The following is a 26,780-nucleotide window of genomic DNA, read 5'->3' as shown; positions in this document are numbered from 1 at the left end:
TGCGCGGCCCCGGCCGTGCGCGGCGGGGAGGGAGAGGATGAGCTCCCTCAGCCGACCTTCTCGAGCACCTCGTCGGAGACGTCGTAGTTGGCGTAGACGTTCTGCACGTCGTCGAGGTCCTCGAGCGCGTCGATGAGGCGGAACACCTTGCCGGCGCCCTCCTCGTCGAGCTCGACGGTGACGCTGGGCACGAACCCGGCCTCGGCCGAGTCGTAGTCGATGCCGGCGTCCTGCAGCGCGGTGCGGACGGCGACCAGGTCACCGGGCTCGGAGACGACCTCGAGGGTGTCGCCGAGGTCGCGGACCTCCTCGGCGCCGGCGTCGAGGACCGCCATGAGGACGGTGTCCTCGTCGACGCCGTCGGCCTTCGGGACGACGACGACGCCCTTGCGGGTGAACAGGTAGGACACCGAGCCCGGGTCGGCCATCGAGCCGCCGTTGCGGGTCATCGCGGTGCGCACCTCGGAGGCCGACCGGTTGCGGTTGTCGGTGAGGCACTCGACGAGCACCGCGACGCCCCCCGCCGCGTAGCCCTCGTAGGTGATCGACTGGTACTCGACGCCACCGGCCTCGGCGCCCGAGCCGCGCTTGACCGCGCGGTCGATGTTGTCGTTGGGGACCGAGGACTTCTTCGCCTTCTGGATGGCGTCGTAGAGCGTCGGGTTGCCCGCGGGGTCACCGCCGCCGGTGCGCGCCGCGACCTCGATGTTCTTGATCAGCTTGGCGAACAGCTTGCCGCGCTTGGCGTCGATGGCGGCCTTCTTGTGCTTCGTGGTCGCCCACTTGGAATGGCCGCTCACTGTGCTCCTCCGAGGTCGGGGGCGCCGGCACCGGCGCCGCTGGGGGCTGCGACCGCCCCGCCGACCGCGCTCCGCACGATCTCCACGAAACACGCGTGGACCCGGGTGTCCCCGGTCAGCTCGGGGTGGAAGCTGGTGGCCACGACGTCGCCCTGGCGCACCGCGACGATCCTACCGTCGGCCGCTCCGCCCTCGACCCGCCCGAGGACCTGCACCCCCGGCCCGGCCTCCTCGACCCACGGCGCACGGATGAACACGGCCGACAGCGGGCCGCCGGGCACGCCCTCCACCGCGACGCGCGACTCGAAGGAGTCGGCCTGCCGGCCGAAGGCGTTGCGCCGCACGGTGACGTCGAGGCCACCGATCGTCTGCTGCCCGGGCGGGGCGTCGAGGAGCCGGTCGGCCAGCAGCACCAGCCCGGCGCAGGTGCCGTACACCGGCAGCCCGCCGCGGACGGCGGCACGCAGCGGCTCGAGCAGCCCGGTGCGGACGGCGAGGTTCGCCATCGTGGTCGACTCGCCGCCGGGCAGGACCAGCCCGTCGACGGCGGCCAGCTCGGCGGGGCGCCGCACCGGCACCGCGTCCGCGCCGAGCCCGGTCAGGACCGCGAGGTGCTCGCGGACGTCGCCCTGCAGCGCGAGCACCCCGATCCGGGGCGCGCTCACCAGCCGCGCGCGGCGAACCGCTGCGAGTCGGACAGCGTGTCCACGTCGATCCCGACCATGGCCTCGCCCAGCCCGCGGGAGACCTTGGCGATCACGTCGGGGTCGTCGTGGAACGTCGTCGCCTGGACGATCGCGGCGGCGCGCCGGGCCGGGTCGCCGGACTTGAAGATCCCCGAGCCGACGAACACGCCCTCGGCGCCCAGCTGCATCATCATCGCCGCGTCGGCCGGGGTGGCGATGCCGCCGGCGGTGAACAGCACGACCGGCAGCTTCCCGGTGCGGGCCACCTCGGCGACCAGGTCGTGCGGCGCGCGCAGTTCCTTGGCCGCGACGAACAGCTCGGTCTCGTCGAGGGTGCCCAGCCGCCGGATGCCGGCCCGGATCGCCCGCACGTGCCGCGTCGCCTCGACGACGTTGCCCGTGCCCGCCTCGCCCTTCGACCGGATCATGGCCGCGCCCTCGGCGATCCGCCGCAGCGCCTCGCCCAGGTCGGTGGCGCCGCAGACGAACGGCACGGTGAACGCGTGCTTGTCGATGTGGTGCGCCTCGTCGGCCGGGGTGAGCACCTCGGACTCGTCGACGTAGTCGACGCCGAGGCTCTGCAGCACCTGGGCCTCGACGAAGTGCCCGATGCGGGCCTTGGCCATCACCGGGATGGAGACGGCGGAGACGATCCCGTCGATCATGTCGGGGTCGCTCATCCGCGCGATGCCGCCCTGGGCGCGGATGTCGGCGGGCACCCGCTCGAGCGCCATGACGGCGACGGCGCCGGCGTCCTCGGCGATCCTCGCCTGCTCGGGGGTGACGACGTCCATGATGACGCCGCCCTTGAGCTGCTCGGCGAGGCCGCGCTTGACGCGGGAGGTGCCGGTGACGGGGAGGGCGGCGGGGTCGGACACGGCTGCTCCTGGGTGGTGCGGAGGGCAGGCCGCACGACCGCGCGACCCGGCCCAGCGTAGGCGGGCTCAGCCGCGCGGTGTGCCGGCGCCCGTGGGGACCGCGTCCAGGCCGTCCTCGACGTCGAAGAAGCGGGGCAGCGGCCGGTCCGCGTGCAGCCGCAGCAGCCGGGGCAGCCGCCGCTGGCGCAGCAGCGCGGTGTCCCGGACCGCGTCGTTGTAGAAGCGCCGGGCCAGCCCCATGCGGGCGTCGGTCTCGGCCAGCGCGGCCAGCAGCGACGCGGGGACGCCGGGCACCTCGGCCGGCAGGGCGCGCAGCTCCCGGCCCAGGGCGTTCTCGGCCAGCTCCCGGTCGCCGGCCGGCGTCTGCCGTGCCTCGTAGGCGGCGGTCTTCAGCCGGGACGCGCGGTCCTCACCGAGCGCGGCGCTGTACCCGGCGGCCAGGTCCTCGGCGAGCGCGGCGCGGTGCCGCAGCCGGTCCTCGAGCACCGTCCGCGAGCGGGCGACGCGGGCCTCCAGCCGCCGCAGCCGGGTGAGCGTCCAGGCGGTCCAGGCCAGCAGGAGGACGACGACGACCGCGGCGACGAGCAACCAGGCGCCGGGTGTCACGCCGAGTCACGCTAGCGGCGGCCGCGCCTCCTCAGGGAGGTCGACACCCCGTCGGTGGCGCCCGTCACCTCCGGCCACGCCTCGTCGTCGCCCGCGGTGACCTCTCCTGCGCCGGGGAGCACGACGGTCTCGTAGACGGCGAGCACCCGGCGGGCGACCACCTGCCAGTCGTAGCCCGCGGCCACCTCGCGCCCGGTCGCGGACAGCGCCGCCCGCCGGGCGGGGTCGGCCAGCAGGTCCGACAGCGCCCGGGCCAGCGCCGCGCTGTCCCCGCGGCGCACCAGCACCCCGGCCGTGCCGTCCTCGAGCACCCGCGCGAACGCGTCGAGGTCGCTGGCCACGATCGGCGCGCCGGCGGCCATGGCCTCGATGAGCACCACCCCGAAGGACTCGCCGAGCAGGTTGGGCGCGCAGTAGACGTCCACCGAGCGCAGGAAGGCGGCCTTGTCGGCCTCGGGGATCTCGCCGAGCAGGGCCACGTGCGCGCGCAGGTCCTCCCCCACCGCCGCGTACAGGGCGTCGGGGTCGCCGCGGCCGGCCACCAGCAGCCGGGCGCCGGGGTGCTCGCGGACGACGGTCCGCATCGCCTCCAGCAGCACCGGCAGGCCCTTGCGCGGCTCGTCGTAGCGGCCGAGGAACCCGATGGTCGGCCCGTCGACGCCGCGGGCGGCCCCGGGCAGGGTCGGGCCCTCGGCGAAGAAGCCCACGTGCACGCCGTTGGGGATGATCACCGCGTCGCCGCCGAGGTGCTCGACCTGCACGCGCCGGGCGAAGTCGGAGACGGCGATCCGGCCGGTGATCTTCTCCAGCCACGGGCGCACGACCGGGCCCCAGGCGGCCAGCCACTTCGACCGCACGGTGGCGGCGTGGAAGGTGGCCACGATCGGGCCGGTGGCGATCATGCAGACCAGCAGGCCGATCGACGGCGGCGCCGGGTCGTGCACGTGGACGACGTCGAAGTGCCCCTCGCGCAGCCAGCGGCGCACCCGCGCGGCGGACACCGGCCCGAACTGCACGCTGGCCATCGAGCCGTTGTAGGGGATCGGCACGGTGCGCCCGGCGAAGGTGAGCCAGGGGTCGGTGAGCGACTCCTCGTGCTCGGCCGGGGTGAGCACCTCGACGTGGTGGCCGAGCCCGCGCAGCGTCTCGGCGAGGTCGCGCACGTGGTACTGGACGCCCCCGGGGACGTCCCACTGGTAGGGGCAGACCAGGCCGATCCGCATCAGCGACACTCCCCCGCCGGCGGGTCGGGCGGCACGTCGGCCCAGATGCGCCCGAGCACGTGCCAGTCCTCCGGCTGCCGCGCGATGTCGGCGGTGAACGCGTCGGCCACGCCCTGCATCGCCGTCGCCACCCGGTCCCGCAGCCGGGTCCCGCCGTCCAGCGGGACCTCCTCGCCGACCTGCAGCACCCACCCGCGCTCGCTGAACCGGCACGTGACCGGGTGCAGCGAGGCGCCGGTCTGCGCGGCCAGCAGCGCCGGACCGCCGGGCATGGTGGCCGGCCGGCCGAAGAACTCGACGGGCACGCCGCCGGAGCCGAGGTCGCGGTCGACGAGCAGGCACACCGAGCGCCCGGCCTCGAGCCACTCGCGCAGCACCGCCGAGCTCGGCCGCTCCCCGCCGGTGAGGGGCACCACCCGCATGCCGAGCGTCTCCCGGTAGGCCAGGAACCGCTCGTACAGCGACTCCGGCCGCAGCCGCTCGGCGACGGTCATGAACGGCTCGCCGAGCCAGTCGAGGAACCACACCCCGGCGGCGTCCCAGTTGCCGCTGTGCGGCAGCGCCAGGATCACCGGCCGGCCCTGCGCGCGGGCGCGGGCGAGGTGCTCGATCCCGGGGACGACGGTGTCGCGCAGCACCCGCGCGGTGCCCAGGCGCGGCAGCCGGAAGGCCTCCTGCCAGTACCGGGCGTAGGAGCGCAGCGCGCGCGCGGTGAGCGCGGCGAGCTCGTCGTCGGCGAGCTTGCCGCCGGTGGCCACCCGCAGGTTGGCCCGCAGCTGGCGGGTGCCCCGGCCCTCACGGCCGGCGGCGAAGCGGGCGACCGCGTCGGAGGCGCCGCGGGCCACCGGCTCGGGCAGCCACTGCACCGCCTGCCAGCCCGCCGCGTAGCCGAGGTCGGTGGCCCGGGCGGCCGCCCGGGCCCGGAGGCCGCTCACGGGGCCGGCGCCGACGGCGTCAGCGACGTCCCCCGGGCGCCACGGTGGACGGCGGCCACCCGCTGGGCGACGGTCACCGCGCCGCCCACCACCAGCAGCCACAGGCCCACGTCGACGGCGTACGGGAGGCCCAGGCCGGTGAGGCCGGTGCCGGCGAGCACCAGGATCAGCCGCTCGGTGCGCTCGACCAGGCCGACGTCGCACGGGATGCCGACGCCCTCGGCCCGCGCCTTGATGTAGCTGGTCAGCACGCCGAGGACCAGCCCCACCATGGCCAGCAGCGCGAGCAGCCGGTCGTCGCCCGCGCCGGTGTACCACCACACCAGCGCCCCGAAGACGGCGGCGTCGACGGCACGGTCGCAGGCCGAGTCCAGCACCGCGCCGAACGCCGACCCGCCGCCGCGGGCGCGCGCGAGCGCCCCGTCGAGCATGTCGAGCAGCACGAACAGCGTGACGGTGAACGCGCCCCAGAACAGGACGCCGTGGGCGATGAGCGTCACCGCCGCGGCGATCGCGCCGACGGTCCCGGTGACGGTGATCGCGTCCGGCGTCACCCCGGCCCGCGCCAGCCGGGTGACCACCGGGGCCCAGAACCGGCCGACGGCCGCCCGGGCACCCGACCCCAGCACGGTCAGTCCCCCGTCCGCGCCGACGGCGCCGCGCCCGGCCACGCCGCGGCCAGCAGCGCGCGGGTCTCGGCCAGCACCTGCGGCAGCACCCGGGTGAGGCCGATGACCGGCATGAAGTTCGTGTCGCCGCCCCAGCGCGGCACCGCGTGCTGGTGCAGGTGGTCGGCGATGCCGGCCCCCGCCACCTGGCCCTGGTTCATCCCGATGTTGAAACCGTGTGCTCCGGTCACCTGCCGCACCACCCGCATCGCCGTCTGCGTGAACGCGCCCAGCTCGGCGACCTCGTCGTCGGTCAGGTCGGTGTAGTCGGGCACGTGCCGGTACGGGACCACCATGAGGTGCCCGGCGTTGTAGGGGTAGAGGTTCAGCACCGCGAAGACGGTCGCGCCGCGCGCCACGACCAGTCCCTGCTCGTCCGGCATCGCCGGGATGAGGCAGAACGGGCAGTCGTGCTCGCCGGTGGGCTTGCCCGAGCCCCGGATGTAGGCCATCCGGTAGGGCGTCCACAGGTGCTCGAAGACGGCGGCCGGCCCGTCGTCGTCGGCGGAGACGGGGACCGTGAAGCCGTCGGGCCCCACGGTCACCGCGACTCCAGCGGCGCGTCCGCCGTCGGGTCGGCGTTGTGCCGCGCGGTCACCCAGGCGACGACGGCGTCGACGGCCTCGTCGACCGGCACGCCGTTGCGCTGGCTGCCGTCGCGGTAGCGGAAGGAGACCGCGCCGGCCTCGGCGTCGGTGGCCCCGGCGATGAGCACGAAGGGCACCTTCTGCATGCTGGCGTTGCGGATCTTCTTCTGCATGCGGTCGTCGGAGTCGTCGACCTCGACCCGGATGCCGCGGGCGCGCAGCTTCAGCGCGACGTCGGTCAGGTAGCCGACCTGGTCGTCGGTGACCGGGATGCCGACCACCTGCACCGGGGCCAGCCACGCGGGGAACGCACCGGCGTAGTGCTCGGTGAGGACGGCGAAGAAGCGCTCGATCGAGCCGAACAGCGCCCGGTGCAGCATGACCGGCCGCTGGCGGGAGCCGTCGGCGGCGGTGTACTCGAGGTGGAACCGCTCGGGCAGGTTGAAGTCGACCTGGATGGTCGACATCTGCCAGCTGCGGCCGATGGCGTCGCGCGCCTGCACCGAGATCTTCGGGCCGTAGAACGCCGCGCCGCCCGGGTCGGGGACGAGCTCGAGGCCGGACTCCAGCGCCGCCTGGCGCAGTGCCTCGGTGGCGACCTCCCAGCTCTCGTCCGACCCCACGGACTTCTCCGGGTTGCGGGTGGACAGCTCGAGGTAGAAGTCGGAGAGGCCGTAGTCGGCGAGCAGGCCGAGGACGAAGTCGAGCAGCCCGCGCAGCTCACCGGGCATCTGCTCGGGGGTGCAGTAGATGTGCGCGTCGTCCTGGGTGAAGCCGCGGGCGCGGGTGAGCCCGTGGATGACGCCGGACTTCTCGTACCGGTAGACGGTGCCGAACTCGAACAGCCGCAGCGGCAGCTCGCGGTAGGAGCGGCCGCGGGACCCGAACACCAGGTTGTGCATCGGGCAGTTCATCGGCTTGAGGTAGTAGTCCTGCCCCTGCCGGCGGACGGTGCCGTCGGCGTCGCGCTCCTCGTCGAGCTGCATGGGCGGGTACATGCCCTCGGCGTACCAGTCGAGGTGGCCCGAGATCTCGAACAGCCGGCCCTTGGTGATGTGCGGGGTGTTGACGAAGGAGTAGCCGGCCTCCTCGTGCCGCTGCCGGCTGTACGCCTCCAGCTCCCGCCGGACGACGCCGCCCTTGGGGTGGAACACCGCCAGGCCCGACCCGATCTCGTCGGGGAAGCTGAACAGGTCCAGCTCGGCGCCCAGGCGGCGGTGGTCGCGGCGCTCGGCCTCGGCCACCTGCTCCAGGTACGCCTTGTGCGCCTCGCGGCTCTCCCACGCGGTGCCGTAGACCCGCTGCAGCTGCGGGTTCTTCTCGCTGCCCCGCCAGTAGGCGGCGGCCGAGCGGGTGAGGCTGAACGCCGGGATGGTCGAGGTGCGCGGCAGGTGCGGGCCCCGGCACAGGTCGGTCCAGACCCGCTCGCCGGTGCGCGGGTCGAGGTTGTCGTACATGGTCAGCTGCGCGCCGCCGACCTCGACGTCGGCGCCCTCGGCGGCCGGGTGGGCCGGGTCGGCAGCAGAGCCCTTGAGGCCGATCAGCTCGAGCTTGTACGGCTCGTGGGCGAGCTCGGCGCGGGCGTCGTCGTCGCTGACCTCCCGGCGGGAGAAGCGCTGGCCGGCCTTGACGATCTGCTGCATGCGCTTCTCCAGCGCCTGCAGGTCCTCCGGGGTGAACGGCTTCTCCGGGTCGAAGTCGTAGTAGAAGCCGTTCTCCACCGGCGGGCCGATGCCCAGCCGGGTGCCGGGGAACAGGTCCTGCACGGCCTGGGCGAGCACGTGCGCGGTCGAGTGCCGGATGACCGCGCGGCCCTCGGGGCTGGCGGCGACGACGGGCTCGACCTCGGCGTCGGCGTCGGGGGCCCAGGCGAGGTCGCGCAGGTCGCCGGTGGCGAGGTCGCGGACGACGACGGCGCCGTCGGGGCCCTTGAGCGCGACCCCGGCGTCCTTGAGCGCCTGCTCGGCCGTCGTCCCGGCCGGCACCCGGATCGGGGCGGTTGCGGCAGGGGTGGGCGCGGCGGACACGGGGGCTCCTGGGGGTTGCGCGAGATCGGGACGGCGTCCGCTCGGCGGACGCGCACCGGCCAGCGTATCGACCGTGCCCCGGTGTTCCCGAGAGCCGACTACGTGGGGAGGACCTCGTCGCCGACCGTGACCGTCCCGGGCTCGGCCACCTCCGCGTAGACGCCCAGGCAGTGCTTCGGCAGCCGGGTGACCTCCAGCACGGCCGAGCCCAGCCGCAGCCGGCGGCCCACCCAGGTCCGCTCGTCGTCGGCGGGCAGGTCGAGGAGGAGGTTGGCCCGCGGGTCCTCGGCGCCGCAGCCGGCCGGGACGACACCGGCCGCCGCCCGGTCCAGCGCCTGCCGGGAGACCAGGTGCACCGCCGCGGCGCCCTCGGGCCGGCCGGTCAGCGGCTCGAGCCGCACCGGCCGGCCCAGCGCCGCGGCGACGGCGGCGGCGTCGAGGTCGGGGTGGCCGGTGGGGGTGACGCCGGCCAGCGCGGGGGCGTCCTTCCCGCGCAGCACCCGCCCGTCGAGGTCGACGACGGCGGACCCACGGTCCCCGGCCAGGCCGGCGGGGCCGACGTCGGCGGACCGCAGGGGCGTGCCGGCGCAGCCGCGGACGGGGTAGACCGAGATGCCGACGACCGTCCCCGCGCTCACGCGGGTCACGCTACGCAGGGCGGGCGACGACGACACCGCGGCGGCGCAGCCGGCGCAGCTGGGACTCCAGGTAGGGCCGGGCCCGGCGCTGCCCGCCGCGGACGGCGATCGCCTCGGCCAGCCCGGTCAGGACGCGGGCCAGCCGCTGCTCGTCGGCGGGCCAGCCGCGGCGCAGGCACTCCTCCAGCCACTCGACCGGTGCGGTGTGCCCGCGCTCGCCGTTGCACCGCCGGCAGGCGGCCACCTCGTTCTCCAGCCACGACGGGCCGCCCTTGACCCGCGGCACGACGTGCTCGGTCGTGGGGGTGACGTGCCCGGTGAGCGCCCGGCCGCACCAGATGCAGGTGGGGCCGTCCCGCTCCACGGCCGCGTCCAGCCGGGCGACCCTGTCCAGTGCCATCTCCCCCATGGTGCGCCTGATCCAGGTGGGCGCGCTCAGTCCCGGCGGCGGCGCCCGGCCACCCGCGGGGGCCGCGGCAGCAGTGCGGCCGTCAGCGCGCTCCGCCGGCGGCGGCGGACGGCCCGCCGGAACTGCTCCCGGCCGGGACCGGCACCGGGCGCGTACGCCGACCACACGAGGTCGCCTCCCGCCGTGTCGTCGTCGCCCGCGCGGTCCCGCAGGTGCGCGAGGACGCGGCCGGCGAGGGCCTCGTCGGCGAGCAACGCCGCCCAGTCCTCGGGGTCCCGGCTCTCCTCGGCCAGCGCCTCGCCGATCCAGCCGAACACCCCCGGGCCGAAGGACCGCACCGCCAGGTCGCCGACGACGGCGTGCGCGGCGTCGACCACCACCCCCGCCTCGAGCGCCACCTCCAGCTCGACGACGGCACGCAGCGTGTACGCATCAGGGACCGGCTCCACTCCCGCATCGTGCAGCACGGCGGGTCCCCGACCGATGAGAAACGGGATCGGCCAGTGTCTGACCCGACGAGACCGGCCGACAGGGCCGGCCGACCGACCGAGGAGCAGACATGGGTGCCATCCGCGTGCACGAGTTCACCACCGTCGACGGGGTCGTCGACGCACCGATGTGGACGGTCGACTACGGGTTCCCCGACGACCTGGCCGCCTCCATCGGGGCGATCACCGCGCCGGCGACGGGCATCCTGCTCGGCCGCACGACCTTCGAGATGTTCGCGCCGGCGTGGTCCACGCGGACGGTCGAGGACGACCCCGGGGCGCCGTTCTTCAACGACACCACCAAGTACGTCGTCTCCTCGACGCTGGCCGACGCCGAGGGCGTGTGGCGGAACTCCACCTCCCTCGGCGGCTACGACGCCGACCGGATCCGGGAGCTCAAGGCCGACCGGGACCTCTACGTCAGCGGCAGCGCCACCCTCGTGCGGGCGCTGGTGGCCGACGGGCTGGTCGACGAGCTGCACCTGTACGTGTACCCGGTCGCCGTCGGCGAGGGCATCCACCTGTTCCCCGAGGGCACGAAGCAGAAGCTGTCGCTGGTCGGCGTCGAGGCGCTGAGCAACGGCGTGGCGCACCTGACCTACGGCCCGGCCGCCTGAGCCCACCGCGAGAGGGCCGGGCTCCCGTCGTCGGGAGCCCGGCCCTCCCGTCGGCCACGGGGACGGCAGCACGCAGAACCCGTCGCCGTCGGGGTCGGCCGGCACCACCCGGGTCGCCCCGAGCGCGAGCAGGGCGTCGCCAGGGCCGCCGGCGACCGGGCGACGACGCGGTACCCCCGTGGACGCCGCGAGGGCCGGGCCCCCGTCGGGAGCCCGGCCCTCGCGTGCCGGTGGGCGATACTGGGTTCGAACCAGTGACCTCTTCGGTGTGAACGAAGCGCTCTACCACTGAGCCAATCGCCCGTTGCGCCGTCCATGATGCCAGACGGTCAGCGCCACAGGGGCACCCACCCCGGCATCCAGTCCGGAACACCGGTGACGTGCAGCGTGACGACGAGGACGCCGTAGACGAACGCCGCCGTCAGCACGCCGATCCCCAGGCGCACCCACACCGGCTGGCGGCCCAGCCAGTCGGTCCACGCCTTGACGTGCCGCTTGGTGAACTCCAGCAGCCGCTCGGCCCAGGTGAACTCGGTGGCGAGCACGAACAGGCCGGCGATGACGGTGAGCCAGCCGGGGCCCGGCAGCGGGATGGTGACCAGGCCGACGGCGACCACGAGGCCGCCGACGATGCCGACGACCATCCGGTAGGCGTGGTCGACCGAGCGGCGGGCGGCCAGGCGCTGCCGCCACCGCGACTCCGCGACCCGCTCGCGCAGGCTGTGGACGCCGTCGTGGTCGAAGTGCTCCCGCCGCTGCTCGGCGGTCGGTCGTGCCCGCCGCTCCCGGGGGGGCGGCGGCACCGTGTCCTGTCCGCTCAGCTGGTCACCTGCCCGTTCGCCACCACGTCCGACGGTTCCGCCGGAGCCTGCCGGCCGGGCTCGATGCTGATCGCGTACCCCGCGTAGCCGTCGAGACCGGTCGAGGCGGAGCCTACGGTCCGGAGGTCGGTCTGTGGGGAGACGACGTCGAAGGTGCCGAGCGCCACCGGTGCGTCGTCGGCCATCCCCCACACCACGTAGACGCTGGCGCTGCTGTCGTTGACCCGCAGCCCGTGCGTGACGACCTCCAGCTGCGCGTCGCGGGCGACGACGGTGGCCACCGGGTCGCCGTCGCCGTCCTGGACGGGTGCGATGGTCGCCCGTCCGGGCTGCAGCAGCGCCTCGACCACCTGCTGCTGCTCCGCGGCGAGGGCGCGGGCGTCGTCGCGGGCGGAGCTGAGCACGACGTTCCAGGTGCCGAGCGCCAGGATCGCGGCGACGGCGGCGGCGACCAGCGCGTTGGGCAGCACCCGCCGCCACACCGGGCGGGGGTCGGGCGCGGGCTCCTCCGCGGCGGGCACGTAGCCGGGGAAGCCGGTCGCGACGGGACGGTCGGTGCGGCGGCGCCCGCCGGGGGCGGCCGGGGCCGGCGGCACGGGCGCCACGCCCGGGGCGGCGGGGTCGACGCCGGCCGGCGGGGGGAGCTGCCCGGTCTCCTCGACCGCGGCCCGCAGCCGGTCGCGCAGCCGGTCGTCCGGCTCGGCCTGCGGCAGGTCCGCGGCCAGCGCCGCCATCACCTCGGAGGTCTCGGCGACGGTCCGGGTGCACCGCGGGCAGGTCGGCAGGTGGGCGCCGAACAGCGCCTCGTCCTCCGGCTCGAGCGCGTGCAGCGCCCAGCCGACGGCGAGCTCGTCGAAGGGCTCGTGGGAGTCGGGGCGCGGGCTCACCGGGCACCCCCGTCGACCGCGGCGGGACCGCTGAGCGCGCCACCGGCGCCGCCCCCGGCGACCCCGCCGAGCTCCTCCTTCAGCCGGCGCATGCCGGCCAGCATGCGGGTCTTCACCGTCCCCAGCGGCGCGCGGGTCAGGGCCGCGACCTCCCGCTGCGTGTACCCGCCGTAGTAGGCGAGCGTGAGCGCCTCCCGCTGGGCGTCGGGCAGCGCCGCGAGCGCGGTCCGCACCCGCTCGGACACCACCCGGTCCCACGCCTCGTCCTCGACGTCGCGGGCGCTGGTGGGGGCGCTCAGCGCGAGGTCGTCCTCGGCGCGGGCCCGGCGGCGGCGCTGCGACTCCTCCCGGCGGACGGCGTCGACGGCCTTGTGGTGGACCATCGCCAGCAGCCAGGCGGAGAAGCTGCCGCGGGTGCCGTCGTAGGCGTGCGGGTCGCGCCACACGGTGAGGAACACGTCCTGGACGACGTCCTCGGCGAGGACGTCGTCGGCCAGCACCCGCCTGGCCAGCGCGAACGCCGGCCGGCGGAACCGCTCGTAGAGGTCGTCCACGGCGCCCCGGTCGCCGGCCCGCACGCGCGCCACGAGGTCCAGGTCACCGGGGTCGCCCTCCGGACGTCGTGCCGGACGCGTCACGGTTCCCATCGTCACACGACGCATTCGCGGCAGCGCGCATCACGGTTCACCACGCCGGGTAGGGGCATCCCCAGGTGGTTCCCGCCCCTGAACCCGGCGGGACCGCGCGGACCGGTCGGGAAGATGACCGCCGCGGTCGGCCCGGCCGTGGCGACACGCCCGGTAGCAGGTCGGCGCAACATCCGACTCCTCTCGTCGTTACACGTGACATGGATCGAGGCGACATGGCATCCCGCTCCACCCCCGGGTACTCCGTCCCCACGACGCTGTACCTGGTGGGCCCGACCTCCTGGACCGAGGTGCCGGCCGCCCTCTCCTACGCGGTGCACGACCCCTTCGCGGTGCGGATCGGCTTCGGGGAGGCCGGGGAGGTCGCCGACGACGGCATCACCTGGCTGCTCGGCCGCGAGCTGCTCGCGGCCGGGCTCGAGCGGCCGGCCGGTGACGGCGACGTGCGCATCTGGCCGGCCCGCACCAGCGGTGACGTGCTGTACCTGCACCTGCGCGCCCCCTCCGGGGAGGCGCTGTTCGAGCTGTCCCGCGCCACGGTTGCCGCGTTCCTGCAGCGCACCGAGGAGCTCGTGCCCTCCGGGCAGGAGACGGCGGCGCTCGACGTCGACGACGAGCTGGCCGCGCTGCTGTCCGGCGGCGGGGCCGACCCCGGGGCCCGGTGAACCCCGGGGGGACCCCCCGTGAAACCCCTGCCGAGGGTCGGGTATGGTTCTCCCTGCACGACAGCGACACAGCACGACAGCGACACAACAGAACACAGCAACGCGGACGTGGCTCAGTTGGTAGAGCATCACCTTGCCAAGGTGAGGGTCGCGGGTTCGAATCCCGTCGTCCGCTCGGGACCTCGGGCGCTGGTCGCGAGACCGGCGCCCGTGTGTGCGGTGGAGTGGCCGAGAGGCGAGGCAACGGCCTGCAAAGCCGTCTACACGGGTTCAAATCCCGTCTCCACCTCGGCTCCTCGCCGAGCGCGGTGGAGCGGACCGGTCGGCAGACCGGACTCGGGCGATTGGCTCAGTGGTAGAGCGCTACCTTGACACGGTAGAGGTCACTGGTTCGAACCCAGTATCGCCCACCAGCACGCGGAGCCCCGGACCCCAGCGGTCCGGGGCTCTGGTCGTCTCCGGGGTCCGTCAGCCGGCGGGCGGTCGGGGCGGCACTCACCGCCGCTCCCCCACCGCCGGCGCCACCCGCTCCTCCCAGAACCGCTCCACCTGGGCGGCGAGGGCCTCGGGGGCGCCGCTGTTGTCGAGGACGACGTCGGCCACCGCCCGGCGCTGCTCGTCGGTGGCCTGGGCGGCGATGCGGGCGCGCGCGTCGTCCTCGGTGAGCCCGCGCAGCACCAGCCGGGCGACGCGGGTGTCCAGGTCGGTCTCGACCACCAGCACGAGGTCGTACGCGCCGGCCTGGCCGGTCTCCACCAGCAGCGGGACGTCCTGGACGACCACGGCGTCCTCCGGGGCCGCCTGGACGACCTCCAGGGCCCGGGCGCGCACCAGCGGGTGCACGATCCCGTCCAGCCGCGCCCGCGCCTGCGGGTCGGCGAACACGACGGCGGCCAGCGCCGGGCGGTCGAGCGCCCCGTCGGGGGTGAGCACGCCCGGCCCGAAGGTGTCCACGACGGCGGCCAGCCCCGGCGTACCCGGTTCCACGACCTCCCGGGCGATGCGGTCGGCGTCCACGACCAGCGCCCCCCGGGCCGCCAGCAGGGCGGCCACCGTGCTCTTCCCCGACCCGATCCCGCCGGTCAACCCGATCCGCAGCACGGACGGACGGTAACGAGCGCACGGTCGGCGGTCACGGACGGGTAACACCCGCCCCCCGGCCCCGGCGCGTCGCACCAGTCACACCCGTCACTCCTCATAACGTCCGTCCCGTCTGTTCCCCATGGAGGGGGACGCAGCCGAGAGAGGCAGGCAGCCCGATGTCGCAGCCCCGCACCGCCGTCGCGACGGTCCCCGCCGGTCCCCGCACACCGGGCCGGCACCGGGCGGAGCGTGCGGGCGGGATCCGGGTGGCCGACATCCCCGCCGTCCGCGCGCGCATGGCGGTGCAGGAGGCGGGGCCCTCGCGCCGCGGGGCGTTCCTCCGCTGGCTGCTCGACGCCGCCCCGGCCGGCCGCCACACCTGGCAGTCGCTGGCCGCGGCCGGCGGCCGCCCGCGCTCGGCCTTCGCGATCATCCTCAGCCTCTGAGGTAGGCCTCCTCCGCCCTCACCGCTCGCGCCGGGACCCTGCCGGAGGGGCGTCCCGACACGTCGGGCGGACGTGGGCCGATCAGACCGGGTGCCCGCCCGGACGGGGACGGCGGGCGGGCACCCCTCTGCGCCGATCCGTGCGCGCACGACAGAGGCCCAGGACCCTCACGGGTCCTGGGCCTCTGTCGTCGGTTCAGACCGTCAGCGCGCGGTCAGCGGTCACTCCCCGCCGGCGAGCTTGGCCCGCAGCGCGGCGAGCGCCTCGTCGCTGGCCAGCGTGCCGCCACCGGAGGTGGTGTCGCCGCCGGTCGCCGTGTCGCCGCCGGAGGAGTAGTTGCCACCGGCAGCGGCCTCGGCGTCGGCCTCGCGGGCCGCGGCGATCTGCTTCCGGTGCGCCTCGAAGCGGGCCTGGGCCTCGGCGTACTGCCGCTCCCAGGTCTCGCGGGCCTCCTCGTAGCCCTCGAGCCACTCCCCGGTCTCGGGGTCGAAGCCCTCGGGGTAGATGTAGTTGCCCTGCTCGTCGTAGGACGCGGACATGCCGTAGGCGGCGGGGTCGAACTGCTCCTCGTCGCCGATGACGCCCTCGTTGGCCTGCTTGAGCGACAGCGAGATGCGGCGCCGGTCGAGGTCGATGTCGATGACCTTGACGAGGATCTCGTCGCCGACCTGCACGACCTGCTCCGGGATCTCCACGTGGCGCTCGGCCAGCTCGGAGATGTGGACCAGGCCCTCGATGCCCTCGTCGACCCGGACGAACGCACCGAAGGGCACCAGCTTGGTGACCTTGCCCGGCACGACCTGGCCGATCTGGTGGGTGCGGGCGAACTGACGCCACGGGTCCTCCTGCGTCGCCTTCAGCGACAGGGAGACCCGCTCGCGGTCGAGGTCGACGTCGAGGACCTCGACGGTGACCTCCTGGCCCACCTCGACGACCTCGGACGGGTGGTCGATGTGCTTCCAGGACAGCTCGGAGACGTGCACGAGGCCGTCCACGCCGCCCAGGTCGACGAACGCGCCGAAGTTGACGATCGAGGAGACGACGCCGGTGCGCACCTGGCCGCGGGCGAGCTTGTTGAGGAACTCGCTGCGGACCTCGGACTGCGTCTGCTCCAGCCACTGCCGGCGGGACAGGACGACGTTGTTGCGGTTCTTGTCGAGCTCGATGATCTTCGCCTCGAGCTCGCGGCCCACGTAGGGCTGCAGGTCGCGGACGCGGCGCATCTCGACCAGCGACGCGGGGAGGAAGCCGCGCAGGCCGATGTCGAGGATGAGACCGCCCTTGACGACCTCGATGACGGTGCCGGTGACGACCTCGTCGGCTTCCTTCTTGGCCTCGATCGTGCCCCAGGCGCGCTCGTACTGGGCGCGCTTCTTGGACAGGATCAGGCGGCCTTCCTTGTCCTCCTTCTGGAGGACGAGAGCTTCCACCTCGTCGCCGACCTTGACGACCTCGTTGGGGTCGACGTCGTGCTTGATGGACAGCTCGCGCGAGGGGATGACGCCCTCGGTCTTGTAGCCGATGTCCAGCAGCACCTCGTCCCGGTCGACCTTGACGATGACGCCTTCGACGATGTCGCCGTCGTTGAAGTACTTGATCGTCTGGTCGATCGCGGCGAGGAAGTCCTCGGCGGTGCCGATGTCGTTCACCGCGATCTGGGGGGTGCTGTCGGGACGGACCTGGGTGGAGGTCATGTGGTCGAGTGCTCCGGACGGGGGATGCGTAGGGACAGGGGGACCGCGGCCGGGTGACCGCGGGAGCGGGGAGAGCCGGCGCGCGCCGATCCCTTGCGGGTAACAGCACTGACAGACCTCTGGCGCATTCCCATGGTACGGACGCGCGCGCACCGGGGTCCACCGGGTGGACGACCTCTGCCGATCCGCAGCGGCGTGTCACGCTGGGCGTGTCATGATGCCGCCGCCCGCACTCCCCCTCGGGCCCGACGGCTACCCCGCCGCGGGCGGGGTCGAGCGGCGGCCGGCCGGGTCCGCCGAGTCGGTGCGCGCCAACCGCGGCTGGTGGGACGCCGCCGCGCCGGCCTACCTCGCCGAGCACGGCGACGACCTGGGCGACGTCGACTTCCTGTGGTGCCCGGAGGGGCTGCGCGAGGCCGACGCACACCTGCTCGGCGACGTCGCCGGCCGCCGGGTGCTGGAGGTCGGCTGCGGCTCGGCGCCGTGCGCGCGCTGGCTGCGCCGGGCCGGCGCGGACGTCGTCGCGCTGGACCTGTCGGCCGGGATGCTCGCCCGCGCGGCGGAGCTGGGCCGGGACACCGGCATCGGGGTGCCGCTGGTGCAGGCCGACGTCGGCGCGCTGCCGCTGGCCGGCGCGTCGTTCGACGTCGTCTGCTCGGCCTTCGGCGGGCTGCCGTTCGTCGCCGACGTCGAGGGGGCGCTGGCCGAGGTGGCGCGGGTGCTGCGCCCGGGCGGGCGGTTCGCCGCGTCGGTCAACCACCCGTTCCGCTGGCCGCTGCCGGACTCCCCCGACCCCGACGACCTGCGGGTCGTGTCGTCCTACTTCGACCGCCGGCCCTACGTGGAGACCGACGGCGAGGGGCGCACGGTCTACGTCGAGCACCACCGCACGGTCGGCGACTGGGTGCGCGCCGTCGTCGGGGCGGGCCTGGTCCTCGACGACCTGGTCGAGCCGGAGTGGACGCCGGGCCGCACGCAGGAGTGGGGCCAGTGGTCCCCTGCCCGCGGCGCCCTCGTCCCCGGCACGCTGGTCCTGGTCGCCCACCGCCCCTGACCCACGCGATCGGGCCGACCTGCCGCTACGGGGAGCTCGCGACGTGATCGATGCGGCGTTCGTCAGGCACTGGAGTGAGCGGTACCCGCTGGAGACGCACGAGGTCCACCTGTTCGACGTCGTCGGGCCAGCGGTACGGGGGCGAGGCGGGTACCTGCGGACCGGGTTCGATGCCGTCGGGACGTGGAAGAGCCCGCGATCCACGTTCTACCTGGCCTGCAACGACGACGCCGACGTCCTGGACCTCACGGAGTCGGCGTTGACTGCGCCGCTCCCCCTCCGTCACCGCGTGCTCGGCCTGCTCCACGGAGTCGGGACGCACATGGCGAGCGCACTGCTGTCGGTCGCACTGCCGGAGGAGCACACGGTGATGGACTCCCGGGCGGTCGAGACCCTCCGGGCGCACGGACTCCTCGCGCCTGGGTGGCCCACCTACCCGGTCCACCCGGGGGTGTGTCAGGACGTGGCCCGCAGCACCGGCGCGACCCTCCGCGAGCTCGATCGCGCCCTGTGGAATCGGAGCAAGGCACAGCGCACGTGACGACTGCAGGGAACTCGTCGCTGAGCCGGAGCGCTCAGCAGCGAGTTCCCTGCAGTCGTCGATCAGGAGGCCACCCTCGACCTGAGGTGGACGTCCAGACCAGGCCCGTCAGTGAGCGGCGGCGTCCCAGCTGCGGCCGACGCCGACCGAGACCTCCAGCGGCACCGACAGCTGCGCGGCGCCGGACATCTCGCGGCGGACGATCGCCTCCAGCGCCTCCCGCTCCCCCGGCGCGACCTCGAGCACGAGCTCGTCGTGCACCTGCAGCAGCATCCGCGAGGACAGGCCCTCGGCCTCGATCGCCCGCTCGACACCGAGCATGGCGACCTTGATGACGTCGGCCGCCGAGCCCTGGATCGGGGCGTTGAGCGCCATCCGCTCGGCCATCTGCCGCCGCTGCCCGTTGTCGCTGGTGAGGTCGGGCAGGTAGCGGCGGCGGCCCAGCGTCGTCTCGGTGTAGCCGGTCTGCCGGGCGTCGTCGACGACGCCGTCGAGGTAGTCGCGGATCCCGCCGAAGCGCTCGAAGTAGGCGTGCATCTGCCCGCGCGCCTCCTCCGGGGTGATCCGCAGCTGCTGGGCCAGCCCGTAGGCGCTCAGCCCGTAGGCCAGGCCGTAGCTCATCGCCTTGATCCGGCGGCGCATCTCCGGGTCGACCTGCTCGATCGGGATGTCGTAGGCCCGCGAGGCGACGAAGGAGTGCAGGTCCTCCCCGGATGTGAACGCCTCGATGAGCCCCTCGTCCTCGGACAGGTGGGCCATGATCCGCATCTCGATCTGGCTGTAGTCGGCCGTCATCAGCGACTCGTAGCCGGACCCGACGACGAAGGCCTGCCGGATCCGGCGGCCCTCGGCGGAGCGGATGGGGATGTTCTGCAGGTTCGGGTCGATCGAGGACAGCCGGCCGGTGGCGGCGATCGTCTGCTGGAACGTGGTGTGGATGCGGCCGGCGTCGTCGACCATCGGGATCAACCCGTCGATGACCGTGCGCAGCCGGGTGACGTCACGGTGGCGCAGCAGGTGCTCGAGGAACGGGTGCCCGGTCGAGGCCAGCAGCGAGGTCAGCGCGTCGGCGTCGGTGGTGTAGCCGGACTTGATCTTCTTCGTCTTCGGCAGGCCCAGCTCGTCGAAGAGGACCGCCTGCAGCTGCTTGGGCGAGCCCAGGTTGATCTCGCGCCCGATGACGGCGTACGCCTCGGCCGCCGCGGCGGCCACCCCCTCGGCGAACTCCCGCTGCAGCTCGGTCAGCAGGTCCGTGTCGACGGCGATGCCGCGCTGCTCCATCCGCGCCAGCACCCGGGTGAGCGGCAGCTCGAGGTCGCCGAGCAGGTGGTCGCCGCCCTTGGAGCCGAGCACCTGCTCGAGGGCGTCGGACAGGTCGTTGACGGCGACGGCCTTGAGGACGTCGGCGTGCGCGGCCTCGGCGGCCAGGTCGGCCTCGGTCGGGCCCATCCCCTCCAGCGTCAGCTGCGCCTCCGGCGCGGCGTCGTCCTTGAGCTCGCGCTTGAGGTACCGCACCGAGAGGTCGGCGAGGTCGAAGGAGCGCTGCCCCGGCGTGGCCAGGTAGGCCGCCAGCGCGGTGTCGCTGGTGACGCCCTGCAGGTCCCACCCGCGCGCCCAGACCGCCAGCAGCGGCCCCTTGACGTCGTGCACCACCTTCTCGGTGGCCGGGTCGGCCAGCCACGCGGCCAGGGCCTGCTCGTCGGCGGCGTCGAGGTCGGGCCCGCAGTCGACGAAGACGGCGTGGTCGTCGGCGGCGGCCAGCGCCAGGCCGGCCAGCTCCCCGGTGCCCCGCCCCCACGTCCCGCGGAAGACGACGCCGGTGCGGCCGGTGCGGGCGTGCGCGTCGAGCCAGGCCGACAGCCCGCCGGCCGGGACGTCGTCGGCGGTGACGTCGAAGCCGCCCTCGACCTCGGGCTCGGCGCTGGTCAGCGTGGCGAACAGCCGCTCGCGCAGCACCCGGAACTGCAGGTTGTCGAAGAGGGTGTGCACCTCGTTGCGGTCCCATGCGCGGACGGCGAGGTCCTGCGGGCCGAGCTCCAGCGCCACCTGCCGGTCGAGCTCGGTCAGCCGCCGGTTCTGCAGCACCGAGGACAGGTGCTCGCGCAGCTTCTCGCCGACCTTGCCCTTGACCGTGTCGACGCGGTCGACCAGCTCGTCGAGGGAGCCGTACTCGCGGACCCACTTGGCCGCGGTCTTCTCCCCCACGCTCGGGATGCTCGGCAGGTTGTCGCTGGGGTCCCCGCGCAGCGCGGCGAAGTCCGGGTACTGCCGCGGCGTCAGCCCGTACTTGGCCTCGACCTCCTCCGGCGTGAACCGGGTGAGGTCCGAGACGCCCTTGCGCGGGTACAGCACGGTGACGTGCTCGCTGACCAGCTGCAGGGCGTCGCGGTCGCCGGTGCAGATGAGCACGTCCATGCCCTGCTCGACGGCCTGCACGGTCAGCGTGGCGATGACGTCGTCGGCCTCGTAGCCCGGCGCGGTGATCACCGGGACCCGCAGCGCGGCGAGCACCTCCTGGATGAGGCTGACCTGCCCGCGGAAGTCGGTGGGGCTCTCGGTGCGGTTGGCCTTGTACTCCGCGTAGATCTCGCTGCGGAAGGTCTGCCGGCCGACGTCGAAGGCCACCGCGAGATGGGTGGGCTGCTCGTCGCGCAGCACGTTGATCAGCATCGACGTGAAGCCGTAGACGGCGTTGGTCGGCTGGCCCGTCGTCGTGGAGAAGTTCTCCACCGGCAGCGCGAAGAACGCGCGGTAGGCCAGCGAGTGCCCGTCGAGGAGGAGCAGCCGCGGCCGCTGGGCGGTGGGCTGGGCCGTCGCCGAGGGGGCGGTGGGCGCGGGGGTGGTCACCGGAGCGGACATCGCGCACGATCCTAGGTGCGCTCACCCACGGTTCCGAGGCCCGCACGGGACCGGGGCTAGGGTGCGCCGGTGACCTCCGCTCCCCCGGACTGGCTGTCGCCCACCGCCAGCAGCCCGCTCGACGACAAGCTCGGCATCACGATCGTCGACTACGACCCGGCCCGGCTGGTGGCGACGATGCCGGTCGAGGGCAACCAGCAGCCCTTCGGCCTGCTGCACGGCGGCGCCACGTGCTCGCTGGTCGAGACGATCGGCTCCTGGGCGGCGATGCTCAACGCCGGCCCGGGCCGCAAGGCCGTGGGTGTCGAGCTGAACGCCAGCTACCTGCGCGCGGCGACGTCGGGCACGGTCACCGCCGTCTGCACCCCGGCCCGCGTCGGCCGCACGCTGTCGACGTTCCTCGTCGAGGTCACCGACGACCGGGGGCGGACCACCGCCACCGCGCGGCTGACCTGCGCGATCCTCCCCGCCTGATCAGGCGGGGAGGGCCGGCACCGCCCGGGCCACCGGGCGACGGCGCGGCGGCCGGGGCAGCGGGACGCCGCCGCGCTGCCAGGCGGCCAGCGACCGGGCCAGCGTCTCCCGGGGCACGATCCGGCGGGTGGTGAGCGGCGCGAAGCCCATCCGCGCGAAGAACCGCTGCCGCTCGGCCTCGTGCCCGCCGACCGCGGCGACGACGTGCTCGGCGCCGACCTCCGCGGCGTGGTCGGCGGCCGCGGCCAGCAGTGCGGCCCCGGCCCCGCACCGGCGGTGGTCCCGGTGCACGACGAGGTTGTCCACGGTGACCTGCGGGACGCCGAGCACCGCCGACAGCGGGTCCAGCCCCAGCACGGCCAGGCCGACGACCGCCTCGCCCGCGGTCGCCGCCGTGGCGGCGTTGGCGCCGGGCAGGACGGCGAGCACCACCCGGTGCGCAGGGTCGGTCAGCAGCCGCCGGAAGCCCGCCGCCGCGGCCGCCCCGGGTGTCTGCCCGGTGAGGACGCCCTCCGCGTGCGCCTCGGCGCGGTGCTGGCGCACCAGGGCGAGGACGGCGGGCAGGTCGTCGGGGCGCGCCGTGCGCGTGACGACGCGGTACCGCTGGCCGGCAGCAGACACGGGAGCCCTCCCCTGGACGGTGCCGCCGAGCGTGCACCTCCCACCCCCTCCGGCCACGCCGACGCGCCGGTCCTGGGACGGGAGTGGTCACTCAGACGGGTGCGTCGGCGCGTCGCGCTTCGGTCACAGTGCGGCGACGAGGGAACGGGGAGGCAACACGCCTGGGTTACCGTCACGCCTCCACTGCCACGACCAGGGAGGTTGTGTGAGGCACCCGTCAGCCACTGCCGGGCGACCCGAGCTGCACCGGAGCGCGATCCGCCCGGGGCGCCGGAGCGTCGTCCGCGGGGTGCTGCTGCGACTCCTGCTGGTCCTCGTCGCCGTCACGGGGCTCGCCGTCCTGGTCCCCGGGATCGCGAGCGCCGAGGGCGAGCAGGTGCTCGGCACGCTGCAGACCAGCCGGTCCGGCCCCATCGAGGGCGTCCAGGTCACGGTCACCACCGCCGCCGGGGACGAGGTCGACAGCGTCGAGAGCGACGAGGACGGGCGCTGGTCGGTCGACCTGCCCGGCCCCGGCGACTACGTCGTCACCATCGACGCCGACGACCTGCCCGAGGGCGTCGAGCTCGCCGGCGCGGACAACCGCGCGGTCACCGTCGACACCGGCCGGCGCGAGCCGGTGATCATCGGCCTCGAGGACGGCAGCCGGGGCGGGGGCGGCGGCACCGTCCGCGCCGTCCAGCTGCTCGTCGACGGCATCCGCTTCGGCCTGCTCATCGCGATGTGCGCCGTCGGCCTGTCCCTGATCTTCGGCACCACCGGGCTGACCAACTTCGCCCACGGCGAGCTGGTCACCATCGGCGCGGTCGCCGCCTGGTACATCAACGTGCAGGGCGGCGTGCCGCTGATCCCCGCGGCGCTCATCGCCATGGTGGTCGGCGCGGCCGTCGGCGCCCTCAACGAGCTCGGCCTGTGGCGGCCGCTGCGCCGCCGCGGCACCGGGCTGGTCGCGGCGCTGGTCGTGTCCATCGGCCTGTCGCTGGTGCTGCGCTACGCCATCCAGATCTTCTACGGGGGCCGGTCCAGCCCGTACCAGGTGGCCACCGGCCGCGCCGTCGACTACGGGTTGTTCACGCTGACCAACCGGGCGCTCATCTCGATCGTCGTCTCGGTCGTCGTCCTGGTGCTGGTCGCCCTGATGCTGCAGCGCACCAAGATCGGCAAGGCGATGCGCGCGGTCGCCGACAACCGCGACCTCGCGGCCTCGTCGGGCATCGACGTCAACCGCGTCATCCTCGTGGTCTGGATGATGGGTGGCGCGCTGGCCGCCCTCGGCGGCGTCCTCCTGGGCCTGTCCGACCAGGTGCAGTGGGACATGGGCTTCCGCCTGCTGCTGCTGATGTTCGCCGGCGTCACCCTCGGTGGCCTCGGCACCGCCTACGGCGCCCTCGTGGGCAGCCTCATCGTGGGCGTGTTCGTCCAGATGTCGACCCTCGTCATCCCGAATGACGTCAAGTACGTCGGGGGGCTCCTGCTCTTGATCGTCATCCTCGTCATCCGGCCCCAGGGCATCCTGGGCAGCCGGGTCCGGATCGGCTGAACCGATGGGTGACCTCATCGACGCCCTGGCCGTCGCCCTCAAGGCCGGTCTCGGGTTCCAGGCGGTCTTCTTCGCGCTGCTGGCCATCGGCCTCAACGTCCAGTTCGGCTACGCCGGCCTGCTCAACTTCGGGCAGATCGCCTTCGCGATGCTGGGCGGCTTCGGCATCGCCATCTCCGTGAGCCAGTGGGGCCTGCCCTTCTGGGTGGGCGTGCTCGTCGGCCTGGCCGCGGCCGTCGTCCTGGCCCTGCTGCTCGGTCTGCCGACCCTGCGGCTGCGGGCGGACTACCTCGCCATCGCGACCATCGCGGCGGCGGAGGGGCTGCGGCTGCTGTTCCGCTCGGTGTCGGCCACGCCGGTGACCAACGGGACCCGCGGCCTGTCCGCCTTCAACGGCGACTTCATCGCGCTCGCCCCCTGGGCGACCAACGAGCGCTACCGCATCCTCGGCACCAGCTGGTCCGGCGGCGAGCTCTGGGTCACCGTCGTCGGCTGGGTGCTCGTGGCGCTGTCCTGCCTGCTGGTGTGGGCGCTCGTGCGCAGCCCGTGGGGCCGGGTGCTCAAGTCCATCCGCGAGGACGAGGACGCCGTCCGCGCGCTCGGCAAGAACGTCTACGTCTACAAGATGCAGGCGCTGGTGCTCGGCGGCATCCTCGGCGCCCTCGGCGGGATGATCTACGCCGTCGGGACCGGCTCGGCCGTGCCCGACCAGTACCAGAACGCCAACACGTTCCTGGCCTACGCCGCCCTGATCCTCGGCGGCGCCGCGCGGGTGCTCGGGCCGGTGGTCGGCTCGATCATCCTGCTGTTCATCCTGCAGTTCGCCGACACCGGTCTGCGGCTCCTCATCGACAACGGGATCATCCCGGAGGGGCTGCTGTCGTCCACCGACGTGGCGCAGATCCGTTTCGTCCTGGTCGGGATCGGCCTCATGCTTCTGTTGGTCTTCCGGCCGCAGGGCATCCTCGGCGACCGACGAGAGGTGATGCTCGATGCCCGCTGACAACACCCCCACCGGCGCCCACGCGGCGTCGCTGGACAAGGGCGGCTCCGGCCGCGCCCCGCAGCGGCTGGCGCAGGCCGCGCTGCGCGACGTCGCGTGGGAGGTCGGCGTCGCCAAGCCCGACCCGGCGATCGTCGTCGACGGGGTGACCCGCACCTTCGGCGGCCTGACGGCGGTGGCCGTCGACCACCTGGAGGTGCAGCGCGGCGGCATCACCGGGCTGATCGGGCCCAACGGCGCCGGCAAGACGACGCTGTTCAACCTGCTCACCGGCTTCGACCAGCCCAACACCGGCACGTGGAGCTTCGACGGCCGGCCGCTGGGCAAGCTCGCGCCGCACCAGGTCGCCCGGCTCGGCGTCGTCCGGACCTTCCAGCTGACCAAGGCGCTGTCCCGGCTGACCGTGCTGCAGAACATGCTGCTCGGCGCGCAGGGCCAGCGCGGCGAGAGCTTCTGGCGGGCGCTGGTGCCCGGCACGTGGCAGTCGCAGGAGCGGGCCAACACCGAGAAGGCCATGGACCTGCTGCGGCGGTTCAAGCTCGACGCCAAGAAGGACGAGTTCGCCGGCACCCTCTCCGGCGGTCAGCGCAAGCTGCTGGAGATGGCCCGCGCGCTGATGAGCGACCCGAAGGTCGTCATGCTCGACGAGCCCATGGCCGGCGTGAACCCGGCGCTGACGCAGAGCCTGCTCGGGCACGTCAAGGACCTCCGCGAGGAGGGCATGACGGTGATCTTCGTCGAGCACGACATGGACGTCGTCCGCGACATCAGCGACTGGGTGGTCGTCATGGCCGCCGGCCGGGTGATCGCCGAGGGACCGCCCGAGTCGATCAGCCAGAACCAGGCCGTGGTCGACGCCTACCTCGGCGCGCACCACGACGCCCCGCTGACCGTCGAGGAGGAGGACCAGGTCCTCGCCCAGGCCGAGGCGCAGATCGCCGCCGAGGAGCACGGCGGCGGCGAGGTGCTGGGCTCCGACACCAGCAGGGAGACCGACCGATGAGCGAGCCGCTGTTCCACGTCGACGAGTCCGGCGAGGACGTCACCCGCGCCCAGGAGGCCGCGGCGGGGACCACGCAGCTGTCGCCGGCGGAGAAGGCCGCCACCCGCGAGGAGCACCTGCGCCTCGCGGAGGGCGCCCTGGTGCGGGCCGACGACCTCGTCGCCGGCTACGTGCCGGGGGTCAACATCCTGCGCGGCGCCGACTTCTACCTCCAGGACGGCGAGCTCGTCGGGATCATCGGCCCCAACGGTGCGGGCAAGTCGACGCTGCTCAAGACGCTGTTCGGGCTGATCCCGGTGCGCTCGGGGACGGTGAAGCTGCGCGGGGAGGACATCACCTCGGCGCCGGCCCACCGGCTGGTGTCCATGGGCGTCGGCTACGTGCCGCAGAACAACAACGTGTTCCCCTCGCTCACCATCGAGGAGAACATGCAGATGGGCGTCTACCTGCGACCGAAGACGTTCAAGGAGCGCTTCGACTACGTCATCGACCTCTTCCCGCTGCTCGGCGAGCGGCGCAAGGGCAAGGCCGGGGCGCTCTCCGGCGGTGAGCGGCAGATGGTGGCCATGGGCCGGGCGCTGATGATGGACCCGTCGGTGCTGCTGCTCGACGAGCCCTCGGCGGGCCTGTCCCCCGCCTACCAGGACGAGGTGTTCATCCGCTGCCGGCGGATCAACGCCACCGGGGTCTCGATCATCATGGTCGAGCAGAACGCCCGCCGCTGCCTGCAGATCTGCGACCGCGGCTACGTGCTCGACCAGGGCCGCAACGCCTACACCGACACCGGTCAGTCGCTGATGAACGACCCGAAGGTCATCGAGCTCTACCTGGGGACCCTCGCCAAGGCGCAGTGACCGCCTGAGGCCCCCGGACGAGGCCG

29 protein-coding genes and 4 tRNA genes are annotated in these 26,780 nt (G+C 74.2%); 13 read left to right on the top strand and 20 right to left on the bottom strand.

All coding sequences use genetic code 11. The features are described 5' to 3' along the window. Positions 1-47: 47 nt before the first annotated feature. From ACI796_RS07555 to ACI796_RS07500, 12 genes are all read right to left on the bottom strand, one after another. On the bottom strand, positions 48-800 hold the full coding sequence (locus ACI796_RS07555) for a YebC/PmpR family DNA-binding transcriptional regulator (protein WP_456940616.1): 753 nt from the start codon (positions 798-800) through the stop codon (positions 48-50). After that, positions 797-1,465, bottom strand: a complete 669-nt coding sequence (gene pdxT / locus ACI796_RS07550) for a pyridoxal 5'-phosphate synthase glutaminase subunit PdxT (RefSeq protein ID WP_456940615.1) — start codon at positions 1,463-1,465, stop codon at positions 797-799. Before pdxT ends, ACI796_RS07555 begins: the two co-directional genes overlap by 4 nt. Next, a complete protein-coding gene (pdxS, locus tag ACI796_RS07545; RefSeq protein ID WP_456940614.1) occupies positions 1,462-2,364 on the bottom strand; it encodes a pyridoxal 5'-phosphate synthase lyase subunit PdxS in 903 nt (300 codons plus the stop codon). Before pdxS ends, pdxT begins: the two co-directional genes overlap by 4 nt. Before the next feature lie 66 nt (positions 2,365-2,430). After that, positions 2,431-2,970, bottom strand: coding sequence for a hypothetical protein (locus ACI796_RS07540; protein ID WP_456940613.1), 540 nt, complete (start codon positions 2,968-2,970; stop codon positions 2,431-2,433). A gap of 11 nt (positions 2,971-2,981) precedes the next feature. After that, positions 2,982-4,193 carry a glycosyltransferase family 4 protein gene (locus tag ACI796_RS07535; protein WP_456940612.1) on the bottom strand — a complete coding sequence of 404 codons (1,212 nt, stop codon included), beginning with the start codon at positions 4,191-4,193 and terminating at the stop codon, positions 2,982-2,984. Next, entirely contained in the window at positions 4,193-5,128 is a 936-nt protein-coding gene (locus ACI796_RS07530) for a phosphatidylinositol mannoside acyltransferase (RefSeq protein WP_456940611.1), read from the bottom strand. The genes ACI796_RS07535 and ACI796_RS07530 overlap by 1 nt, the downstream gene beginning before the upstream one ends. Further along, positions 5,125-5,757 carry a phosphatidylinositol phosphate synthase gene (pgsA, locus tag ACI796_RS07525; protein ID WP_456940610.1) on the bottom strand — a complete coding sequence of 211 codons (633 nt, stop codon included), beginning with the start codon at positions 5,755-5,757 and terminating at the stop codon, positions 5,125-5,127. Before pgsA ends, ACI796_RS07530 begins: the two co-directional genes overlap by 4 nt. Before the next feature lie 2 nt (positions 5,758-5,759). Next, on the bottom strand, positions 5,760-6,341 hold the full coding sequence (locus ACI796_RS07520) for an HIT family protein (protein ID WP_456940609.1): 582 nt from the start codon (positions 6,339-6,341) through the stop codon (positions 5,760-5,762). Further along, positions 6,338-8,410, bottom strand: a complete 2,073-nt coding sequence (gene thrS / locus ACI796_RS07515; protein ID WP_456940608.1) for a threonine--tRNA ligase — start codon at positions 8,408-8,410, stop codon at positions 6,338-6,340. Before thrS ends, ACI796_RS07520 begins: the two co-directional genes overlap by 4 nt. Before the next feature lie 98 nt (positions 8,411-8,508). Continuing rightward, on the bottom strand, positions 8,509-9,048 hold the full coding sequence (locus ACI796_RS07510; protein ID WP_456940607.1) for an MOSC N-terminal beta barrel domain-containing protein: 540 nt from the start codon (positions 9,046-9,048) through the stop codon (positions 8,509-8,511). 10 nt (positions 9,049-9,058) lie between these two features. Next, positions 9,059-9,448, bottom strand: a complete 390-nt coding sequence (locus ACI796_RS07505; protein WP_456940606.1) for an HNH endonuclease — start codon at positions 9,446-9,448, stop codon at positions 9,059-9,061. Between the two features lie 35 nt (positions 9,449-9,483). Further along, entirely contained in the window at positions 9,484-9,906 is a 423-nt protein-coding gene (locus tag ACI796_RS07500; RefSeq protein WP_456940605.1) for a hypothetical protein, read from the bottom strand. Positions 9,907-10,016: 110 nt separating this feature from the next. On the opposite strand from ACI796_RS07500, the gene ACI796_RS07495 reads away from it, so the two are divergent. Beyond that, entirely contained in the window at positions 10,017-10,562 is a 546-nt protein-coding gene (locus ACI796_RS07495; RefSeq protein ID WP_456940604.1) for a dihydrofolate reductase family protein, read from the top strand. Between the two features lie 231 nt (positions 10,563-10,793). Here ACI796_RS07495 and ACI796_RS07490 read toward each other — a convergent pair. The 4 genes from ACI796_RS07490 to ACI796_RS07475 form a co-directional block, all read right to left on the bottom strand. Continuing rightward, positions 10,794-10,865: transfer RNA gene (locus ACI796_RS07490), tRNA-Val, on the bottom strand. Positions 10,866-10,891: 26 nt separating this feature from the next. After that, positions 10,892-11,365, bottom strand: coding sequence for a TIGR02611 family protein (locus tag ACI796_RS07485; protein ID WP_456940603.1), 474 nt, complete (start codon positions 11,363-11,365; stop codon positions 10,892-10,894). A gap of 14 nt (positions 11,366-11,379) precedes the next feature. Beyond that, complete coding sequence (locus tag ACI796_RS07480; protein ID WP_456940602.1) at positions 11,380-12,270, bottom strand: anti-sigma factor domain-containing protein; 891 nt, start codon at positions 12,268-12,270, stop codon at positions 11,380-11,382. Next, the gene (locus ACI796_RS07475; protein WP_456940601.1) at positions 12,267-12,917 is read right to left on the bottom strand and encodes a sigma-70 family RNA polymerase sigma factor; all 651 of its coding nucleotides are present in this window, start codon (positions 12,915-12,917) and stop codon (positions 12,267-12,269) included. The genes ACI796_RS07480 and ACI796_RS07475 overlap by 4 nt, the downstream gene beginning before the upstream one ends. Before the next feature lie 215 nt (positions 12,918-13,132). Between ACI796_RS07475 and ACI796_RS07470 the strand changes: the two genes are divergently transcribed. The 4 genes from ACI796_RS07470 to ACI796_RS07455 all read left to right on the top strand — a co-directional run bounded on the left by ACI796_RS07470 (position 13,133) and on the right by ACI796_RS07455 (position 13,995). Beyond that, positions 13,133-13,582 carry an SsgA family sporulation/cell division regulator gene (locus ACI796_RS07470; RefSeq protein WP_456940600.1) on the top strand — a complete coding sequence of 150 codons (450 nt, stop codon included), beginning with the start codon at positions 13,133-13,135 and terminating at the stop codon, positions 13,580-13,582. 102 nt (positions 13,583-13,684) lie between these two features. Next, positions 13,685-13,757: transfer RNA gene (locus ACI796_RS07465), tRNA-Gly, on the top strand. 43 nt (positions 13,758-13,800) lie between these two features. Beyond that, positions 13,801-13,871: transfer RNA gene (locus ACI796_RS07460), tRNA-Cys, on the top strand. A gap of 49 nt (positions 13,872-13,920) precedes the next feature. Beyond that, positions 13,921-13,995, top strand: a tRNA-Val gene (locus ACI796_RS07455). 82 nt (positions 13,996-14,077) lie between these two features. On the opposite strand, the gene coaE is transcribed toward ACI796_RS07455, so the two are convergent. After that, positions 14,078-14,683: a dephospho-CoA kinase gene (gene coaE / locus ACI796_RS07450; protein WP_456940599.1), complete on the bottom strand. Its 606-nt coding sequence runs from the start codon at positions 14,681-14,683 to the stop codon at positions 14,078-14,080. Between the two features lie 248 nt (positions 14,684-14,931). Here coaE and ACI796_RS07445 point away from each other — a divergent pair, with 248 nt between their 5' ends. Then, positions 14,932-15,111 carry a hypothetical protein gene (locus ACI796_RS07445; protein WP_456940598.1) on the top strand — a complete coding sequence of 60 codons (180 nt, stop codon included), beginning with the start codon at positions 14,932-14,934 and terminating at the stop codon, positions 15,109-15,111. Positions 15,112-15,332: 221 nt separating this feature from the next. On the opposite strand, the gene rpsA is transcribed toward ACI796_RS07445, so the two are convergent. Next, positions 15,333-16,805 carry a 30S ribosomal protein S1 gene (gene rpsA, locus ACI796_RS07440; RefSeq protein WP_456940597.1) on the bottom strand — a complete coding sequence of 491 codons (1,473 nt, stop codon included), beginning with the start codon at positions 16,803-16,805 and terminating at the stop codon, positions 15,333-15,335. 214 nt (positions 16,806-17,019) lie between these two features. On the opposite strand from rpsA, the gene ACI796_RS07435 reads away from it, so the two are divergent. Both ACI796_RS07435 and ACI796_RS07430 read left to right on the top strand, forming a co-directional pair. Beyond that, complete coding sequence (locus ACI796_RS07435; protein WP_456940596.1) at positions 17,020-17,859, top strand: class I SAM-dependent methyltransferase; 840 nt, start codon at positions 17,020-17,022, stop codon at positions 17,857-17,859. 43 nt (positions 17,860-17,902) lie between these two features. Then, on the top strand, positions 17,903-18,400 hold the full coding sequence (locus tag ACI796_RS07430) for a hypothetical protein (protein ID WP_456940595.1): 498 nt from the start codon (positions 17,903-17,905) through the stop codon (positions 18,398-18,400). A gap of 108 nt (positions 18,401-18,508) precedes the next feature. Here the strand turns inward: ACI796_RS07430 and polA are convergent, their stop codons facing one another. Next, positions 18,509-21,259, bottom strand: coding sequence for a DNA polymerase I (polA, locus tag ACI796_RS07425; RefSeq protein ID WP_456940594.1), 2,751 nt, complete (start codon positions 21,257-21,259; stop codon positions 18,509-18,511). A gap of 69 nt (positions 21,260-21,328) precedes the next feature. On the opposite strand from polA, the gene ACI796_RS07420 reads away from it, so the two are divergent. After that, positions 21,329-21,733, top strand: coding sequence for a PaaI family thioesterase (locus ACI796_RS07420; protein WP_456940593.1), 405 nt, complete (start codon positions 21,329-21,331; stop codon positions 21,731-21,733). On the opposite strand, the gene ACI796_RS07415 is transcribed toward ACI796_RS07420, so the two are convergent. Further along, complete coding sequence (locus ACI796_RS07415) at positions 21,734-22,354, bottom strand: GNAT family N-acetyltransferase (RefSeq protein WP_456940592.1); 621 nt, start codon at positions 22,352-22,354, stop codon at positions 21,734-21,736. 289 nt (positions 22,355-22,643) lie between these two features. On the opposite strand from ACI796_RS07415, the gene ACI796_RS07410 reads away from it, so the two are divergent. The 4 genes from ACI796_RS07410 to ACI796_RS07395 are packed head-to-tail and all read left to right on the top strand — an operon-like array spanning position 22,644 to position 26,754. After that, complete coding sequence (locus tag ACI796_RS07410; RefSeq protein WP_456940591.1) at positions 22,644-23,894, top strand: branched-chain amino acid ABC transporter permease; 1,251 nt, start codon at positions 22,644-22,646, stop codon at positions 23,892-23,894. Positions 23,895-23,898: 4 nt separating this feature from the next. Then, on the top strand, positions 23,899-24,897 hold the full coding sequence (locus tag ACI796_RS07405; RefSeq protein WP_456940590.1) for a branched-chain amino acid ABC transporter permease: 999 nt from the start codon (positions 23,899-23,901) through the stop codon (positions 24,895-24,897). After that, positions 24,887-25,900, top strand: coding sequence for an ABC transporter ATP-binding protein (locus ACI796_RS07400; protein ID WP_456940589.1), 1,014 nt, complete (start codon positions 24,887-24,889; stop codon positions 25,898-25,900). Before ACI796_RS07405 ends, ACI796_RS07400 begins: the two co-directional genes overlap by 11 nt. Then, positions 25,897-26,754 (top strand): ABC transporter ATP-binding protein, encoded by an 858-nt coding sequence (locus tag ACI796_RS07395; protein WP_456940588.1) that lies wholly within the window; start codon positions 25,897-25,899, stop codon positions 26,752-26,754. Before ACI796_RS07400 ends, ACI796_RS07395 begins: the two co-directional genes overlap by 4 nt. Positions 26,755-26,780: the final 26 nt, after the last annotated feature.

It is taken from the genome of Geodermatophilus sp. SYSU D00525, from assembly GCF_054050475.1.
The sequence above is the reverse complement of the archived record's forward strand: the minus strand, read 5'-3'. Positions and strand labels throughout refer to the sequence as shown.

Excerpts from the sequence above, each read along its gene's own strand:
- ACI796_RS07535 (WP_456940612.1), bottom strand. The coding sequence starts at position 4,193 with ATGCGGATCGGCCTGGTCTGCCCCTACCAGTGGGACGTCCCCGGGGGC.
- ACI796_RS07505 (WP_456940606.1), bottom strand. The coding sequence starts at position 9,448 with ATGGCACTGGACAGGGTCGCCCGGCTGGACGCGGCCGTGGAGCGGGAC.
- ACI796_RS07495 (WP_456940604.1), top strand. The coding sequence starts at position 10,017 with ATGGGTGCCATCCGCGTGCACGAGTTCACCACCGTCGACGGGGTCGTC.
- ACI796_RS07475 (WP_456940601.1), bottom strand. The coding sequence starts at position 12,917 with ATGGGAACCGTGACGCGTCCGGCACGACGTCCGGAGGGCGACCCCGGT.
- ACI796_RS07470 (WP_456940600.1), top strand. The coding sequence starts at position 13,133 with ATGGCATCCCGCTCCACCCCCGGGTACTCCGTCCCCACGACGCTGTAC.
- rpsA (WP_456940597.1), bottom strand. The coding sequence starts at position 16,805 with ATGACCTCCACCCAGGTCCGTCCCGACAGCACCCCCCAGATCGCGGTG.
- ACI796_RS07435 (WP_456940596.1), top strand. The coding sequence starts at position 17,020 with ATGATGCCGCCGCCCGCACTCCCCCTCGGGCCCGACGGCTACCCCGCC.
- polA (WP_456940594.1), bottom strand. The coding sequence starts at position 21,259 with ATGTCCGCTCCGGTGACCACCCCCGCGCCCACCGCCCCCTCGGCGACG.
- ACI796_RS07405 (WP_456940590.1), top strand. The coding sequence starts at position 23,899 with ATGGGTGACCTCATCGACGCCCTGGCCGTCGCCCTCAAGGCCGGTCTC.
- ACI796_RS07400 (WP_456940589.1), top strand. The coding sequence starts at position 24,887 with ATGCCCGCTGACAACACCCCCACCGGCGCCCACGCGGCGTCGCTGGAC.
- ACI796_RS07395 (WP_456940588.1), top strand. The coding sequence starts at position 25,897 with ATGAGCGAGCCGCTGTTCCACGTCGACGAGTCCGGCGAGGACGTCACC.